Source organism: Brachyspira pilosicoli (genome assembly GCF_008016535.1).
Taxonomy (GTDB): Bacteria; Spirochaetota; Brachyspiria; order Brachyspirales; family Brachyspiraceae; genus Brachyspira; species Brachyspira pilosicoli_A.
On the sequence record NZ_SAXY01000015.1, the window covers coordinates 1 to 14,490 of the forward strand.

14 protein-coding genes are annotated in these 14,490 nt (G+C 26.2%); 6 read left to right on the forward strand and 8 right to left on the reverse strand.

Features of this window, described 5'->3' with window-relative positions:
* Positions 1-237 precede the first annotated feature (237 nt).
* The 6 genes from EPJ72_RS02410 to EPJ72_RS02435 all read left to right on the forward strand — a co-directional run bounded on the left by EPJ72_RS02410 (position 238) and on the right by EPJ72_RS02435 (position 6,150).
* Positions 238-1,143 (forward strand): integrase core domain-containing protein, encoded by a 906-nt coding sequence (locus EPJ72_RS02410; RefSeq protein ID WP_147730668.1) that lies wholly within the window; start codon positions 238-240, stop codon positions 1,141-1,143.
* A gap of 101 nt (positions 1,144-1,244) precedes the next feature.
* On the forward strand, positions 1,245-2,636 hold the full coding sequence (locus tag EPJ72_RS02415) for a DUF4132 domain-containing protein (protein WP_147730669.1): 1,392 nt from the start codon (positions 1,245-1,247) through the stop codon (positions 2,634-2,636).
* A 125-nt stretch (positions 2,637-2,761) separates the two neighbouring features.
* On the forward strand, positions 2,762-3,733 hold the full coding sequence (locus EPJ72_RS02420; protein WP_147730670.1) for a glycosyltransferase family 2 protein: 972 nt from the start codon (positions 2,762-2,764) through the stop codon (positions 3,731-3,733).
* Positions 3,734-3,812: 79 nt separating this feature from the next.
* Positions 3,813-4,424 (forward strand): TetR/AcrR family transcriptional regulator, encoded by a 612-nt coding sequence (locus EPJ72_RS02425; RefSeq protein WP_147730671.1) that lies wholly within the window; start codon positions 3,813-3,815, stop codon positions 4,422-4,424.
* Positions 4,425-4,444: 20 nt separating this feature from the next.
* The gene (locus EPJ72_RS02430) at positions 4,445-5,326 is read left to right on the forward strand and encodes an ABC transporter ATP-binding protein (protein WP_147730672.1); all 882 of its coding nucleotides are present in this window, start codon (positions 4,445-4,447) and stop codon (positions 5,324-5,326) included.
* Positions 5,327-5,349: 23 nt separating this feature from the next.
* On the forward strand, positions 5,350-6,150 hold the full coding sequence (locus EPJ72_RS02435) for an ABC transporter permease (RefSeq protein ID WP_147730673.1): 801 nt from the start codon (positions 5,350-5,352) through the stop codon (positions 6,148-6,150).
* A gap of 44 nt (positions 6,151-6,194) precedes the next feature.
* Here the strand turns inward: EPJ72_RS02435 and EPJ72_RS02440 are convergent, their stop codons facing one another.
* From EPJ72_RS02440 to EPJ72_RS02475, 8 genes are all read right to left on the reverse strand, one after another.
* Positions 6,195-7,436, reverse strand: coding sequence for an aspartate aminotransferase family protein (locus EPJ72_RS02440; protein ID WP_147730674.1), 1,242 nt, complete (start codon positions 7,434-7,436; stop codon positions 6,195-6,197).
* Between the two features lie 31 nt (positions 7,437-7,467).
* Complete coding sequence (gene argB / locus EPJ72_RS02445; protein ID WP_147730675.1) at positions 7,468-8,334, reverse strand: acetylglutamate kinase; 867 nt, start codon at positions 8,332-8,334, stop codon at positions 7,468-7,470.
* A gap of 309 nt (positions 8,335-8,643) precedes the next feature.
* Positions 8,644-9,873 carry a bifunctional ornithine acetyltransferase/N-acetylglutamate synthase gene (gene argJ, locus EPJ72_RS02450; RefSeq protein ID WP_147730676.1) on the reverse strand — a complete coding sequence of 410 codons (1,230 nt, stop codon included), beginning with the start codon at positions 9,871-9,873 and terminating at the stop codon, positions 8,644-8,646.
* A 195-nt stretch (positions 9,874-10,068) separates the two neighbouring features.
* On the reverse strand, positions 10,069-11,127 hold the full coding sequence (gene argC / locus EPJ72_RS02455) for an N-acetyl-gamma-glutamyl-phosphate reductase (protein ID WP_147730677.1): 1,059 nt from the start codon (positions 11,125-11,127) through the stop codon (positions 10,069-10,071).
* Between the two features lie 236 nt (positions 11,128-11,363).
* Complete coding sequence (locus tag EPJ72_RS13705; protein WP_147730680.1) at positions 11,364-11,789, reverse strand: integrase core domain-containing protein; 426 nt, start codon at positions 11,787-11,789, stop codon at positions 11,364-11,366.
* A 10-nt stretch (positions 11,790-11,799) separates the two neighbouring features.
* On the reverse strand, positions 11,800-12,318 hold the full coding sequence (locus tag EPJ72_RS02465; protein ID WP_147730678.1) for a transposase: 519 nt from the start codon (positions 12,316-12,318) through the stop codon (positions 11,800-11,802).
* A gap of 116 nt (positions 12,319-12,434) precedes the next feature.
* Positions 12,435-13,556: a hypothetical protein gene (locus tag EPJ72_RS02470; protein WP_439897255.1), complete on the reverse strand. Its 1,122-nt coding sequence runs from the start codon at positions 13,554-13,556 to the stop codon at positions 12,435-12,437.
* A 47-nt stretch (positions 13,557-13,603) separates the two neighbouring features.
* Positions 13,604-14,490: DDE-type integrase/transposase/recombinase (locus tag EPJ72_RS02475; RefSeq protein WP_147730679.1), on the reverse strand; the 887-nt coding region annotated here is incomplete at its 5' end.

The following is a 14,490-nucleotide window of genomic DNA, read 5'->3' on the forward strand; positions in this document are numbered from 1 at the left end:
AATTAAAAGAATATACACATTTTTATAACAATCAAAGATTGATTTCTTCGTTATTGTATATTACAATCAAAGAAAGAATCAAAAATATTATAGCAAGTAAAAGTACAATATCTATGGCTCCATGACAAAAAAGCTCTTTATTTGTTTAGGAGTGTGAGATATTGGACATTCTTTAGTATAAAAAAAGCAGGTATTCCTTATAATTTAATTAACTAAAATAAAACAAAAGGAATACCTATGAAAGAATATACTTCAAATCAAAGAAAAAAGATAGTTCTAAAAATCAATAAAGTTAAGAATAAAGAAGTATTAGCTTTAAAATATAAGATTAGTATTAGAACATATTATTATTGGAAAAGCCAATTAGAAACTTATTCTATTATAAAACCTAAATCTACTAAACCTAAGAATAATAAAAATAAATTGAAAAATAAAAAGATTATTAAAAGAATAATTGAAATAAGAAAATTATATGGTTATGGTAAATTTAAAATAAAAAAACAATTAGAGTTAGAAGACATTAAAGTAGGAACAACAGCAATAGAAACTGTTCTAAAAGAACATAATTTGTATAGAAGCAAAAAGAAAAAAATTAAGAGAAAGCATAAAGGAAAACATGCAATTTATATTAAAGAAGCAGGAGAAAAGGTACAAATAGATGTTAAATATGCTTTTTTTGGTGAAATACGTTATTATCAATTTACTGCTGTAGATTTAGCAACAAGAATGAGCTTTAGATATTTATACGATGAAAAAAGTCCATACAGTACCATTGATTTTATGAAACGGCTTATAGATTATTTTCCTTTTAGAATACATTGTATTCAAACAGACAATGGTACAGAATTTACTTACCGTAAACATTCATTTAATACTGAACACCCATTAGATATATTTTGTAAGAAAAACTATATTAAGAGAGTTTATAGTCCAATTGCATCACCTTGGTATAATGGCGTAGTAGAGAGTACACAAGGACAAGACCAAAAAGAATTCTATGACTTTTGTACACAAGAATTAACCTTAGAGAAAGCAAATAAAAACATACAAAAATATAATTATTTTTTCAATTATAAACGAATACATTCTGCTTTAAATTATGATACACCTATGCTATACTTTAATAAATTAAGGAATTCCTAACTGCAATATGTTTGGCACCTGTGCAATTAAAATAATGAACATTTAGATTGTTTTTATTGACATTATACTATAATATAAAACTTAAAAAATTGTATGTTTGTATGCTTAGCTTAAAAGAGATTAATGAGATAGTAGAAAAAAGTTACAAATCAAAATATGATAAAACAACTTCCTTTATAGACAATAAAATTATTTCTAATGTATTTACTAAAGATAAGAGCAGTGTTGTTTGTGTGAAAGTAATAAGATTTATTATTGGAGCGTATTTAGAATTAAAAGAATCTTGCAGTATAGATATTGTTGATGAAATAGGTTACTCTCTAGATGAAGAGAGTTTTAGAGAGGCGTTAGAAAAAATATATATTAATTTTGCTCAAGACAATAAAACTAAAAATGTTATATATCCATATTGCATATTTGCTTCTAATAGTCAAATTAATAAGCTTTATAAAAATGCAAAAAATATTGCAAGTAAAAGATTTAAATATGCTTGTTTTATAATGGAAGCTATCTTTTTATCTTCAAATAATATTGCTTTTTATTTAATTTATGAGGCTTCAAAAAAGTTTAAGCAAGTTAGTGTGAGAAATAAATGCAGAGATATGTTTTATACTATTTCTCATAAAATGAATATGACAGAAGAAGAGTTTGCAGATATCATTATGCCTAATTTTGGATTTGATAGAGAGGGTATTCGTATTATAAAAAAAGATGATAGAATATTTAGAATAACTTTAAAAGACAATTTCTCTATTGATATTTTTGATGAGTCTAAAAATAAACAACTAAAAACTTTTCCAAAAGATTTTCCAATAGAGGCAAAAAATGAACTTAGTGCATTAAAAACTGAAGCAAAGAAAATATTAAAAATACAAACAGAAAGATTGATTTATGTTTTTATGAATGGGAGAAAATGGCGATTTAATAATTGGAGAGAGTTGTTTTTATATAATCCATTTATGAAGATGTTTGCTGTTAACTTAGTTTGGGCTATATATGATAAAAAAAATACTTTATTAAACGGTTTTAGATATATGGAAGACGGCACATTTAATGATATAAATGATGAAGAGATTTTTATTAAAGATGATGCTATTATAGGGTTATTAAGTCCAGTGGAAGTAAAAAAATCTATTATAGAAAAATGGCAAAAACAAATTTTAGATTATGAGATAGAACAGCCCTTTGAGCAGCTTTCTAGAAAAACAAAAAATGCTTTAATAAAAAATATGCCTAAAGTTCTTACTGTTGGTGTTGTGAAAAATATTGCTAATAAATTTTCTATGATTAGAGATGATGTTAACGGTATTGTTACCAAAGGTTATGTTTTTTATGATGATTATAATGATGCTTCTATTTATATAAAATTATCTAATGTTTATTATGCTTCTAATAATAATGATGAAACTGAAATAGAAATAAAATTCAATGAATATGCAGATGAAAGGTTTAAATATAGTTTTTATTTAATATTATCTTCTTTGCTAAAATGAATGCAAATAATGTGATTTAAAAACAAAAAAGCTATTTATTTTTATCTAAATATTGTTTTAAATGTCGATATCTTAATTGACAAAAAAAATTGCATATTATATGATATAAAGAAAGGTAACATAATATGGTAAGCGTTGTAATACCAGTATATAATACAGATAAATATTTATCTTACTGCTTGGATAGTTTAATCAATCAGAGTACTAATGAAATAGAGATAATATGCATTAATGATTGTAGCAGTGATAATAGTAAAAAAATAATAGAAGAGTATTCTTTAAAAGATAAAAGAATAATATTAATAGATAATAAAATAAAACATGGTGCGGGTCTATCTAGAAATATTGGTTTAAATGTTGCTAGAGGTGAGTACGTTTTTTTTATGGATTCTGATGATTATATTTCTAATAATTTTTTAGAGGAATTATATAATACAGCAGAAAAATATGATTCTGACTATGTTAGCAGTTTAAATATATATGATGTTATAGATTCAAAAGAATATGTATCTCATTTAAATAGAGTAAGTTTTTTAGATAATAATGATTTAGAAGGTATATCTACTGCTAGTATTAAAAACTTATCTCCTACAGATAAAGAAACTATTGAAGAGTCAACTTGGTCAAAATTATGGAGAAGAGAGTTTTTAATAAATAATAATATTTACTATTCATCTATACTTTGCTATCAGGATACAGAGCAGTTTTTTAAATCTCTTATTCATAACCCTAAAATATCTTTTAATCATAAGCCAATATATTATTACAGACAGCATATTCACACTATATCCACTAAAAAAAATACTGACATTAATTATTTTAAAACATTGTTTGTATTATTAAGAAATTGCTTAGATTATTATAAAGAAGATTATATTCCTTATCTTATGAAGAATTTCTTTGAGCTTTCAAATAGAGCTATAGAAAAGTTTGCAGATAAAAATCTCGCTTTAAACACATTTATAGAAGAGTTTAAATCATTAAACTTAGATGAAAGTTATTTTATTAATGAAGAAGAATATTTTAAATATAAATATTTAATATCTGATAATTCTTTATTAGTCTCTAAAGATTATGTTTATCAGTACAATTTTTAATTTTATCATTTAATTTTTTGTTTGACAAATATATATTTTATGTTATAGTTTAACTGACTAGGTTAGTCAGTAATATAGTATGAGCAAAAATATAATGAATATACCAGAAGAAAAAAAAGAAACAATAATAAATGCATCAATCGAAGAGTTTGCAAAGCATGAGTATAAACATGCCATTTTAGAGAATATTGCGAGTAATGCTAATATATCAAAATCTTTATTATTATATCATTTTAAGACTAAGAAAAAATTGTATGAATATGTTTATAATTATGTGTATGAATATATAGAAAAAATAATTGCAGATTCCAACTTTTACAAGATAAAGGATTTTTTTGAGCTTATGGAATATTCATTTTATAAAAAGTTAGAAATGATGGAAAAGCATAAATCTATATTTGATTTTTTAATACAGGGATATTTTGATGAGAGTGAAGATGTAAAAGAAATAGTTAATAACAATAAAAAACAAATTGATATAAATAGCTATTTGAAGAATATTGATAAAAATAAGTTTAGAGATGATGTTGATATAAAAGATATTATAGAAATGATAACATACACATCTGAAGGTTATTTGGAAAGCAGAAAGAAAATGACCAAAAAAATAGATAAAGAAGATATGATAAAGCAGTATTCTAAGTGGGTGAAGATGTTTAAGCAGATTTCATACAAGAAAAAATATTTATAAGGCATAAGGAGGAATTATTTATGTCTGTAATAAAAGTAAATAATATTAGCAAAGATTATGGAAGAGGGAGGGGAGTATTTGATTTGTCTTTTGAAGTAAACAAAGGCGAAATATTTGGAATGCTTGGGCCTAATGGAGCAGGCAAGACAACAACTATAAGGCAGTTAATGGGGTTTATAAAGTCTGATAAAGGCAGTGCTGAAATATTAGATATGGAGTGTTTTGCTAATAGAGAGAACATACAATCAAAACTTGGATATTTGCCCGGAGAAATTGCTTTTATGGACGAGATGAAAGGAAGTGATTTTATAAAATTTATTGCTGAAATGAAATCTATAAAAAATAAAAATAGAATTAAAGAGCTTACTGATTTATTTGAACTTGATGCGGGTAGAAAAATAAAGAGTATGTCAAAAGGAACAAAACAAAAAATAGCTATAGTATGTGCTTTTATGAATGAGCCTGAAGTTGTTATATTAGATGAGCCTACAAGCGGACTTGACCCTTTGATGCAAAAAAAGTTTATTGAGTTGATTTTAGAAGAGAAGAAAAAAGGCACTACTATTTTTATGTCATCGCATATATTTGAAGAAGTTGAAAAAACATGCGACAGAACTGCTATATTAAAAGAAGGTAAACTTATAGCAATAGAGAATATGGAAGAATTAAAATCTAAAAAGAATAAAAATTTTGAAGTGGTTTTTAAAACAAATGAAGAAGCATTAAATTTTAAAAATAAAATTGGTTTTAAATCAGAGATAGATAATAATATTGTAAAAGTTTCGATTGTTAGTAATGAAGTTAATAATTTTATAAAAGAACTTAGCAACTATAATATATTAGATATTAATTCATCAAGTCAAACTTTAGAAGAGTTATTTTTGCATTTTTACAGTAATTGATTTTTATAATAATAGGAGTTTGTATGTTTAATTTGGTTTTATTAAAAAAAGAATTCAAATCAAATTTTAAAATATTATTAATATTCGCTTTAGTATTAACTATGTATGGAGCAATTATAGTTTCTATGTTTGACCCTAAACTTGTTGATAGTTTAAACTCTATGGTTGAGAGTATGCCTCAGATGTTTGCTTTATTTGGAATGAATAATTTTTCAAGTAATTTAACTGACTTTTTAATTGATTATTTATATTCATTTTTACTGATTATTTTTCCATTAGTTTTTATTGTTTTGCTTGTTAATAGACTTGTTATAAGATACCTTGATAAAGGAAGCATTGCATATTTATTTACAACACCAAATTCAAGAGTAAAGATAATATCTACACAAATATTAAGTGCTGTTTTAGAAATATTTATATTAAACCTATATATCACTATGCTTCTTATAATTACAAGCGAGATTATGTTTAAAGGAGAGCTTGATATAACAAAAATGATAATTGTAAATATTGGTCTTTTTGCTTTATGGCTTTCTTTTTTTGGAATATGTTTTTTAAGTTCTGTAAGTTTTTCTTCTACATCAATTTCTCTTTGGGCGGGTGCAGGGATTTGTATACTATTTATGCTTTTTCAAATGATGTCGAGAGTAGGGGAGAAAGCAGAGTTTTTTAAATATTTAAGTATTATAACATTGTTTGCCCCATCTAAATACAGTACTGATTTTGATATATTTTTAGCTGGTATTATATGCCTATTTATTATTGGTATAGTAACAAGTGTATTGACTATAATTATTTTTAATAAAAGAGATATAAGAGCATAATAAAAAACTTGCTTCATAATAATTTTTTATATTATGAAGCAAATCTATTTCTTTATTATACACTCAGAAAGTATTGAAACAGCTTTTTCTAATTCTTTATCAGTTATTGTGAGAGGAGGAAGAAGTCTTATTTTATTTTTAGCAGTCAAAGGAATTACTCCTTTTGAGATGCATTTTTCTGCTATTTCTCTAGCATTTAATCCCTCTTTTAAACCTATTCCAAGCATTAAACCTATTCCATCAACACTAACAACATTATCAAGTTTTGTTAATTTGCTTTTTATATATTTAGATTTCTTTTCAACTTCTTTTAATAAGTTTTTATCTATGATGTTTAATACTTCCAAAGCACCAGCAGCAACAACAGGATTAGCACCAAATGTAGAAGCATGGTCCCCTGGCACAAATACATCAGAGCATTTTTTACTCATAAGCATTGCCCCTATAGGAAGCCCCCCACCTAAACCTTTTGCTAATGTAGTGATGTCTGGTTTTATACCAAAATGTTCAGAGCATAAAAACTTTCCTGTTCTTCCAACACCAGTTTGCACTTCATCAACTATAAAGAGTATATCATTTTCTTCGCAGTATTTTTGCACTTTCTGTACATATTCTTTATCAAGAGCTATAACCCCGCCTTCACCCTGTATAAGCTCCATCATCATAGCACATGCATTATCTTTTAATTTTTCTATAGTGTCTTCATAATTGTTAGCCTCGGCAAATGAAAAGCCTTCCAAAAATGGGAAAAAGAAATTATGAAAAACTTCCTGACCTGTAGCTGAAATTGTACAGATAGTTCTTCCATGAAAAGAGTTTTTTAATGTTACTATTTTATTTCTTTTATAATTTTTATCATTATTGGCATATTTATTAAAAGAGTATTTTCTTGCACATTTAATTGCAGCTTCATTTGCTTCAGCACCAGAATTGCAGAAGAATGCTTTATCATGTTTTGTAATATAGCATAATTTTTTTGCCAAATCAATATAAGGTTTTGTGTAGAAAAGATTTGAAGTATGCTGAAGTATTTTTGCTTGATTTACTACAGCATTAATCCAATTTTTATTTCCATAACCAATGCTATTAACTCCAATACCGCTTCCTAAATCAATATACTCTCTTCCTTCTACATCTTTTAATTTTGTCTCTTTTCCAGATTCTAAAACTAAATCGAATCTTGCATAAGTGTTAGCAACATATTTTTTACTGTTATTAATATATTCTTTTTTTAATTTTGATTTTTCATTGTTTTGATTATTATTATTTGTTTTTTTAGATGCCATATTTTTATCCTCATTATTTAGTTTATATTTATTAGTCTTTATAAAACATTGTTCCTATACCTTCATCAGTAAACATCTCTATCAATAATGAATGGCATAGTCTTCCGTCTATTATAAATACTTTTGATACTCCATTTTGCACAGCCTCTATACAATGCTTAACTTTAGGTATCATTCCTCCAGATATAATTCCGTCTTTTATAAGGTTATCTATATCTTTAATATTTATTTGGCTTATTAAAGTATTTTCATCATCTTTATCTTTTAAAAGTCCCGGCGTGTCTGTCATATATATTAATGTTTCAGCTTTTAAACTTTCTGCAATTTTTGCTGCCGCAGTATCAGCATTAATATTATAAACATTTCCCTCTTTATCGCTTCCAACGGTTGCAACTATTGGAATATATTTATTTGTTATTATAGTATTAAGTAAATGGGTATCAACATCATCAACATCTCCAACAAATCCTAAATCAATATCACCTTTGTATTTGCTTACTTTAAACATGTTTCCGTCAATACCGCATATACCTAAACATTTACCCCCAGAGCTTTCAAGAGAAGCCACTAACTCTTTATTAACTTTACCGGCAAGAACCATTTTTACTATTTCAGCAGTTTCTCTGTCAGTATATCTTAATCCATTTATAAACTTTGATTCTTTGCCTATTTTGCTAAGCATAGCAGTAATATCTTTTCCTCCTCCATGAACCACTATAACTTTTATCCCAACAGTAGAAAGCAAAGCAACATCACTCATTACTTTCTTTTTTAATTCAGGATTTTCCATAGCACTTCCGCCGTATTTTATTACAACAGTTTTTCCCGTGTATTTTTGTATATATGGAAGTGCCTGATTAAGTATAAGTGCCTTATCTCTATTTGAAATATTTTCCATTTTTATTTCCTTAATTATTTAATTAAATTATTATTAAATATTGAAAAATTATATTGTATCAAAATTAGTTTTAAATTTTATTATTTGTGGTGGCTTTGCCCCCACGCCCCCAGTTCTTTTATTGGTATAAAAGAACCAAAAGAACTACATTTTATAAATACAGCTTTTAAATTTCTCAAAATATAAATTATATATTACATTCTTTAAAATATATTTAACTAATCAATATTTTATAATATTAATCAATTATTTATATATTATTAAATAACTATAATTTGATAAAACATAATAATTACAGCATATAAAATTTTAACTTCTGTATGAGCCGTTAATTTTTACATAGTCATAAGTTAAATCACAGCCCCAAGCTACAGCCTTGCTATCTCCGCAGTTCATATTTATTGTAATTTTTATCTCATCTTCTTTTAGTATTTTTAAAGCCTCATCTTCATCAAACTCTACACCATACCCATCTTTATAAACATTCATCTCTCCATATTTTGAACCTACATTTATAGAAACCTTATTTATATCAAAATCAGCATCAGTATAGCCTATAGCACATGAAATTCTTCCCCAGTTCATATCGCATCCGTACATAGCTGCTTTTACTAAATTTGATGTTATTACAGATTTTGCAATATTTCTTGCTAATTTTATATCGCTGGCATTCATTACTTCGCATTCTATTAATTTTGTAGCACCTTCTCCATCTTTTGCCATTTGCTTTGATAAATAAGTATTTGTCATATTCAATGCTTTGCAAAATATTTTATAATTATCATCTTCTTTATCTATTAAAGTGTTTTTAGCTTCACCATTAGCAAGTACAACACACATATCATTTGTAGAAGTATCTCCATCAACGCTAATCATATTATATGTATATTTTACATCTTCACTTAAAGCCTTCTGAAGCATTTCGCTTGATATATTGCAGTCAGTAGTTACAAAAGCAAGCATTGTAGCCATATTAGGGTGAATCATACCGCTTCCTTTTGCAGTGCCTCCTATATGAACCTTTTTGCCTTCAATTTCAAACTCATAAGCTATTTCTTTCATAAATGTATCCGTTGTCATTATTGCAGCTGCTGCATTTTTAGCATGCTCTTGAGAGTGATTTGCATTGTCTATTAATTGTTTAATATTTTTCTCTATAGGCTCAATTGGCAACGGCACTCCTATAACACCAGTAGATGCAACAGCTACTTCTTTTTCATCAATACCTAATGCATCGGCTGTAAGTTTGCACATCTCTTTTGCTACTTCCACTCCGTTTTTATTACAAGTGTTAGCATTGCCAGAATTGCATATAATAGCTTTTGCTTTTCCGTCTTTTAAATGCTCTTTGCTTACTATAATGTTTGCTCCGCATGCTTTATTTTGAGTGTATACCGCAGCAGCAGAACATTGACTTTTACTATAAATTATTGCTAAATCTTTTTTTTCTTTATTTTTCTTTATTCCTGCATGTATTCCATTTGCTAAGAAACCTTCAGAAGCACATACACCGCCTTCAATTTGTTTGATATCTATCATTTTATTCTCCTATTTTATTTATAAAATTAATTGTTGTTTAGTAAATTAATTTCTTATATGCTTGTTTTTTTATTGTTCTTTTTCCCGCCGCGTACGCTCTGCGGACTTCGTCAAAGAACCAAAAAGTGCAAAATAGTTCTAAATAATTTTAATTATATTATTTTTAATAAAGTATAATTGTTTATCTATATTTAATTAAAAAGATGGAGGAATGAAATTTAATCCCTCATCTTCTTCTAATCCTAAAGCTATATTCATGTTTTGTATTGCTTGTCCTGCTGCTCCTTTTACCATATTGTCTATTGTTGATACTATTATTAATTTGTTAGTTCTATCATCTATATGCAAAGATATATCACAATAATTTGAGTATTTAACATATTTTAAATTTGCTATCTCTCCAATATTTAATACTCTTACAAATGCTGAATCTTTATAAAAGTCTTTGTAAATGTTATGTATATCTTCCAATTTAAGATTTTTATTTTCTAATTTTGCATATATTGTTGAAACTATTCCTCTGTTTAATGGAAGCAAATGAGGAACAAAAGTAACTTTTATATCTTCACCATATATATTTGACAATGTTTGTTCTATTTCAGGGGTGTGTCTATGTTCAGCAATTTTGTATGGAGCAAATGCTTCATTACATTCTGTATAATGAGTATTTAATTTTAATTCTCGTCCTGCACCAGTGGCTCCAGATTTTGAGTCAATTATAATATCATCTTTTTGTATTAATTTGTTTACTAAAGCAGGGGCTAATGCCAAACCTATAGAAGTAGGGTAGCAGCCGGGATTTCCTATAATTTTTGCATTCTTTAATTCTTTTTTATTATAAACACTATCATACTTAATTATTTCAGGTATTGAATAAATTGCCTCTTTGTGAAGATTTTTATATTTATATTCTTTGCCGTACCAATTTTTATAATCTTCTTCGTCGTCTAGTCTAAAATCAGCCCCCAAATCTATAAATAAAATATTTTTTTCAAAGCATTTATTTGCAATCTCATCGCTTAAACCAGCAGGAAGTGATGCAAATACCACATCAGTGTTTTCAAATATTTCATTTTCATCTATTAATAATTTATCTAAGTTTTTATTTAAGTTAGGATATATTTCGTTTATGTTTTTCCCAACAAAACTTTTTGAAGAAATATTTTTTAATTTTACTTTACTATGAGATAATAGCAGTCTAATTAATTCTGCACCTGCATATCCTGTTGCACCTATAACGGATACTTTTATCATATAAAAAACTCCTAAAATGAATTTAAAATAATATTATAAAGAATAATATTTAATTGTTTAAAAAAAATTGATTTTTAGATTAGAATAAATAAAAATAGAGGCTTAACGCCTTGAGGAATTATTTTTGATGTAAGAGAATATATTATACATTTTTATTTTTCCTAAAACTGTTTAATATTTGCATCCTATTATACTATGAATAGAATAAAAGTCAAGCATTTATAATAATTTTATTGTCATGGAGCCATAGATATTGTACTTTTACTTGCTATAATATTTTTGATTCTTTCTTTGATTGTAATATAACCTAGCGAAGAAATCAATCTTTGATTGTTATAAAAATGTGTATATTCTTTTAATTTTTCTCTCAATAATTCTACTGTGATATTTTTATTTAATCGTGAATAAAATTCTCTTTCGTCTATGCCGTGTACTCTTTCTACTACGCCATTGTATCTTGGTGTTGCTATAGGAATATATCTCCTCTCTAATTTATTTTTTAAGCAGTATTCATCAAAAATATTGATTTTAGAGGTATTGATACAGCGGTATGTATATTCTCTACCATTATCGGTCTGTATAGATTGTATCTTAAAAGGTGAAGTTTTTAAGACATATTTTAAGAAAGATAAAGCACTAGAAGGTGTTTTATCCTCATAGATTTGCCTCTAACTATAGCGAGCAGCTAAATCGACAGCAGTGAACTGATAGACTGTTTTTCTGCCTAATTTGATATATTTTACCGAAGGTACGCAAGGCGGTATCTATTTGAACTATTTTGCCTTCTTTTTGTATTTTAGAGACAAATTTTCGTTTATCATATCGCTTCTTTTTCTTTTTTGTTTTATATCTCCAAAGATTATTTCTTTTTAGTACATTCTCTATAGCTGTAACACCTATCTTAATGCCTTTACGATTTAAATATGCTTTAATATAATGTTTTCCCTTATACTCTTCAGTATAGAGTTCAATAATTAAATTAATAGCTTCTTGATTATTAAAGATGTTTGGAGAAGTTTTTGGTCTAGTGCTAAAATTAGCGACAGTTCCAGTGTCTTTATATTTCTTAAGCCAAGTATAAAAAGTGGATTTATTTATTCTTTCCATCTTTAAAAATCTTTTAATATTTTTAGTTTCTAATGCTTCCTGCACTATAAATAATTTAAATTCTGTGCTATAATCTTTTTTCATAGTAGTATCCTTTTATTTGTTTTCTATATCAAAAATATTATAACAAGGATACTGCTTTTTTTATACTAAAAAATGTCCAATATCTCACACTCCTAAACAAAATAAAATCTTAAATATTATTTACTATTTAAATCTTCCATTATGCTATAATAATACTTTTTTCCTTGAAAAATATCTTGAGATAATATTTTTTGGGCATTTTCATATTTATATATTTCTGAGTCTTGACTGATATTATTTTCTAATACTAATGTATCATTTGTAATTTTATAAAATTTATGATATGTACTTATTATGCCATCAATTTCATATTTATAGAGTAAAGATATAATGCTATTTTTGTAATTAGTAACTCCTGCATTTATAGCAATAAACATAGGTATATTTTCGGGAACAAAATTATTAGGTGCTTTGTATGCTCCATTAGTGCCGTCCCAAATCAATATAGGTGTTGGGGTATTATCATTCAAAAAGCTATTTTTTATATCATTATCTATGGAAGAATTTTCTATTATGCCTCTTAAATAAGGATATAAATGGTCATGTTTAAATATGATAAGAGCATTTGGGGAATATTTTAATATAGTATCTCTTGTTTTTATTACTTCAATGGCAGTCGTTACCGAATTATCCAAAGTTTCTATTAGCTGCAATTTATCAGTGTTATTAAAATATTTCATGATTTTTTTATTATTTTCAATAATATTAAAATTATTGCTTATATGTTCACCAAGATGCCCTAATGTAGTAAAACCATATACAAATAGAGGAGTTTCTAAATTTTCTATATTTGTATTTATATAATTATCTATATTTGTAGTTCCTAAGTCAAAAATTATTTTATCAAAATAAAGAGAAGGTAAAAAAGTATTTAAATTATAAGTATTTTTAGCTTCTTCAAGTGCTATTGTAGTATATCCTATATCATATAATAAATACGGTAAAGTATATTTATTTTTTGTATTTTGTATTTTTGGTGTTAAAGGACTTGAGGCAGTTAATCCAGCAAGTCTTGCATTAAAACTTCCTCCGCCATCATTTGGAGAAATTTTTCTTGATTTATTTGCCCATTCCCTGTATTCCTTTGGAAATGGGTCTTTATCAAAAAGATTAGTAAAATGTGAATAATCATAAAATGATTCTAAAAATATTAAAAATATATCTCTTTTATTATTTATACTGCTTTCTAATAATAAATTAGAATAATCTTTTTTTTGCTCTTTTTTATATAATGTCATGGAGCCATAGATATTGTACTTTTACTTGCTATAATATTTTTGATTCTTTATTTGATTGTAATATACAATAAAGAAGAAATCAATCTTTGATTGTTATAAAAATGTGTATATTCTTTTAATTTTTCTCTTAATAATTCTACTGTGATATTTTTATTTAATCGTGAATAAAATTCTCTTTCGTCTATGCCGTGTACTCTTTCTACTACGCCGTTATATCTTGGTGTTGCTATAGGAATATATCTCCTCTCTAATTTATTTTTTAAGCAGTATTCATCAAAAATATTGATTTTAGAGGTATTGATACAGCGATAAGTATATTCTCTACCATTATCGGTCTGTATAGATTGTATCCTAAAAGGTGAAGTTTTCAATACATATTTTAAGAAAGATAAAGCACTAGAAGGTGTTTTATCTTCATAGATTTCTATCCAACTATAACGAGTAGCTAAATCTACAGCTGTGAATTGATAAACTGTTTTTCTGCCTAATTTGATATATTTAGTGTCTATTTGAACTATTTTGCCTTCTTTTTGTATTTTAGAGACAAATTTTCGTTTATCATATCGCTTCTTTTTCTTTTTTATTTTGTATCTCCAAAGATTATTTCTTTTTAGTACATTCTCTATAGCTGTAACACCTATTCTAATGCCTTCACGGTTCAAATATGCTTTAATATAATGCTTACCTCGATATTCTTTAGTATAGAGTTCAATAATTAAATTAATAGCTTTTTGATTATTAAAGATATTTGGAGAAGTTTTTGGCTTAGTGCTAAAATTGGCGACAGTTCCAGTGTCTTTATATTTCTTAAGCCAAGCATAAAAAGTAGATTTGGGTATTTCTTCTATCTTTAAAAATCTTTTAATATTTTTAGTTTCTAATGCTTCATCCACTATAAATAATTTAAATTCTGTGCTATAATCTTTTTTCATAG

Coding starts and splice junctions, on each gene's coding strand:
- EPJ72_RS02410 (WP_147730668.1), top strand. CDS start 238: ATGAAAGAATATACTTCAAATCAAAGAAAAAAGATAGTTCTAAAAATC.
- EPJ72_RS02415 (WP_147730669.1), top strand. CDS start 1,245: ATGCTTAGCTTAAAAGAGATTAATGAGATAGTAGAAAAAAGTTACAAA.
- EPJ72_RS02420 (WP_147730670.1), top strand. CDS start 2,762: ATGGTAAGCGTTGTAATACCAGTATATAATACAGATAAATATTTATCT.
- EPJ72_RS02425 (WP_147730671.1), top strand. CDS start 3,813: ATGAGCAAAAATATAATGAATATACCAGAAGAAAAAAAAGAAACAATA.
- EPJ72_RS02430 (WP_147730672.1), top strand. CDS start 4,445: ATGTCTGTAATAAAAGTAAATAATATTAGCAAAGATTATGGAAGAGGG.
- EPJ72_RS02435 (WP_147730673.1), top strand. CDS start 5,350: ATGTTTAATTTGGTTTTATTAAAAAAAGAATTCAAATCAAATTTTAAA.
- EPJ72_RS02440 (WP_147730674.1), bottom strand. CDS start 7,436: ATGGCATCTAAAAAAACAAATAATAATAATCAAAACAATGAAAAATCA.
- argB (WP_147730675.1), bottom strand. CDS start 8,334: ATGGAAAATATTTCAAATAGAGATAAGGCACTTATACTTAATCAGGCA.
- argJ (WP_147730676.1), bottom strand. CDS start 9,873: ATGATAGATATCAAACAAATTGAAGGCGGTGTATGTGCTTCTGAAGGT.
- argC (WP_147730677.1), bottom strand. CDS start 11,127: ATGATAAAAGTATCCGTTATAGGTGCAACAGGATATGCAGGTGCAGAA.
- EPJ72_RS02465 (WP_147730678.1), bottom strand. CDS start 12,318: ATGAAAAAAGATTATAGCACAGAATTTAAATTATTTATAGTGCAGGAA.
- EPJ72_RS02470 (WP_439897255.1), bottom strand. CDS start 13,556: ATGACATTATATAAAAAAGAGCAAAAAAAAGATTATTCTAATTTATTA.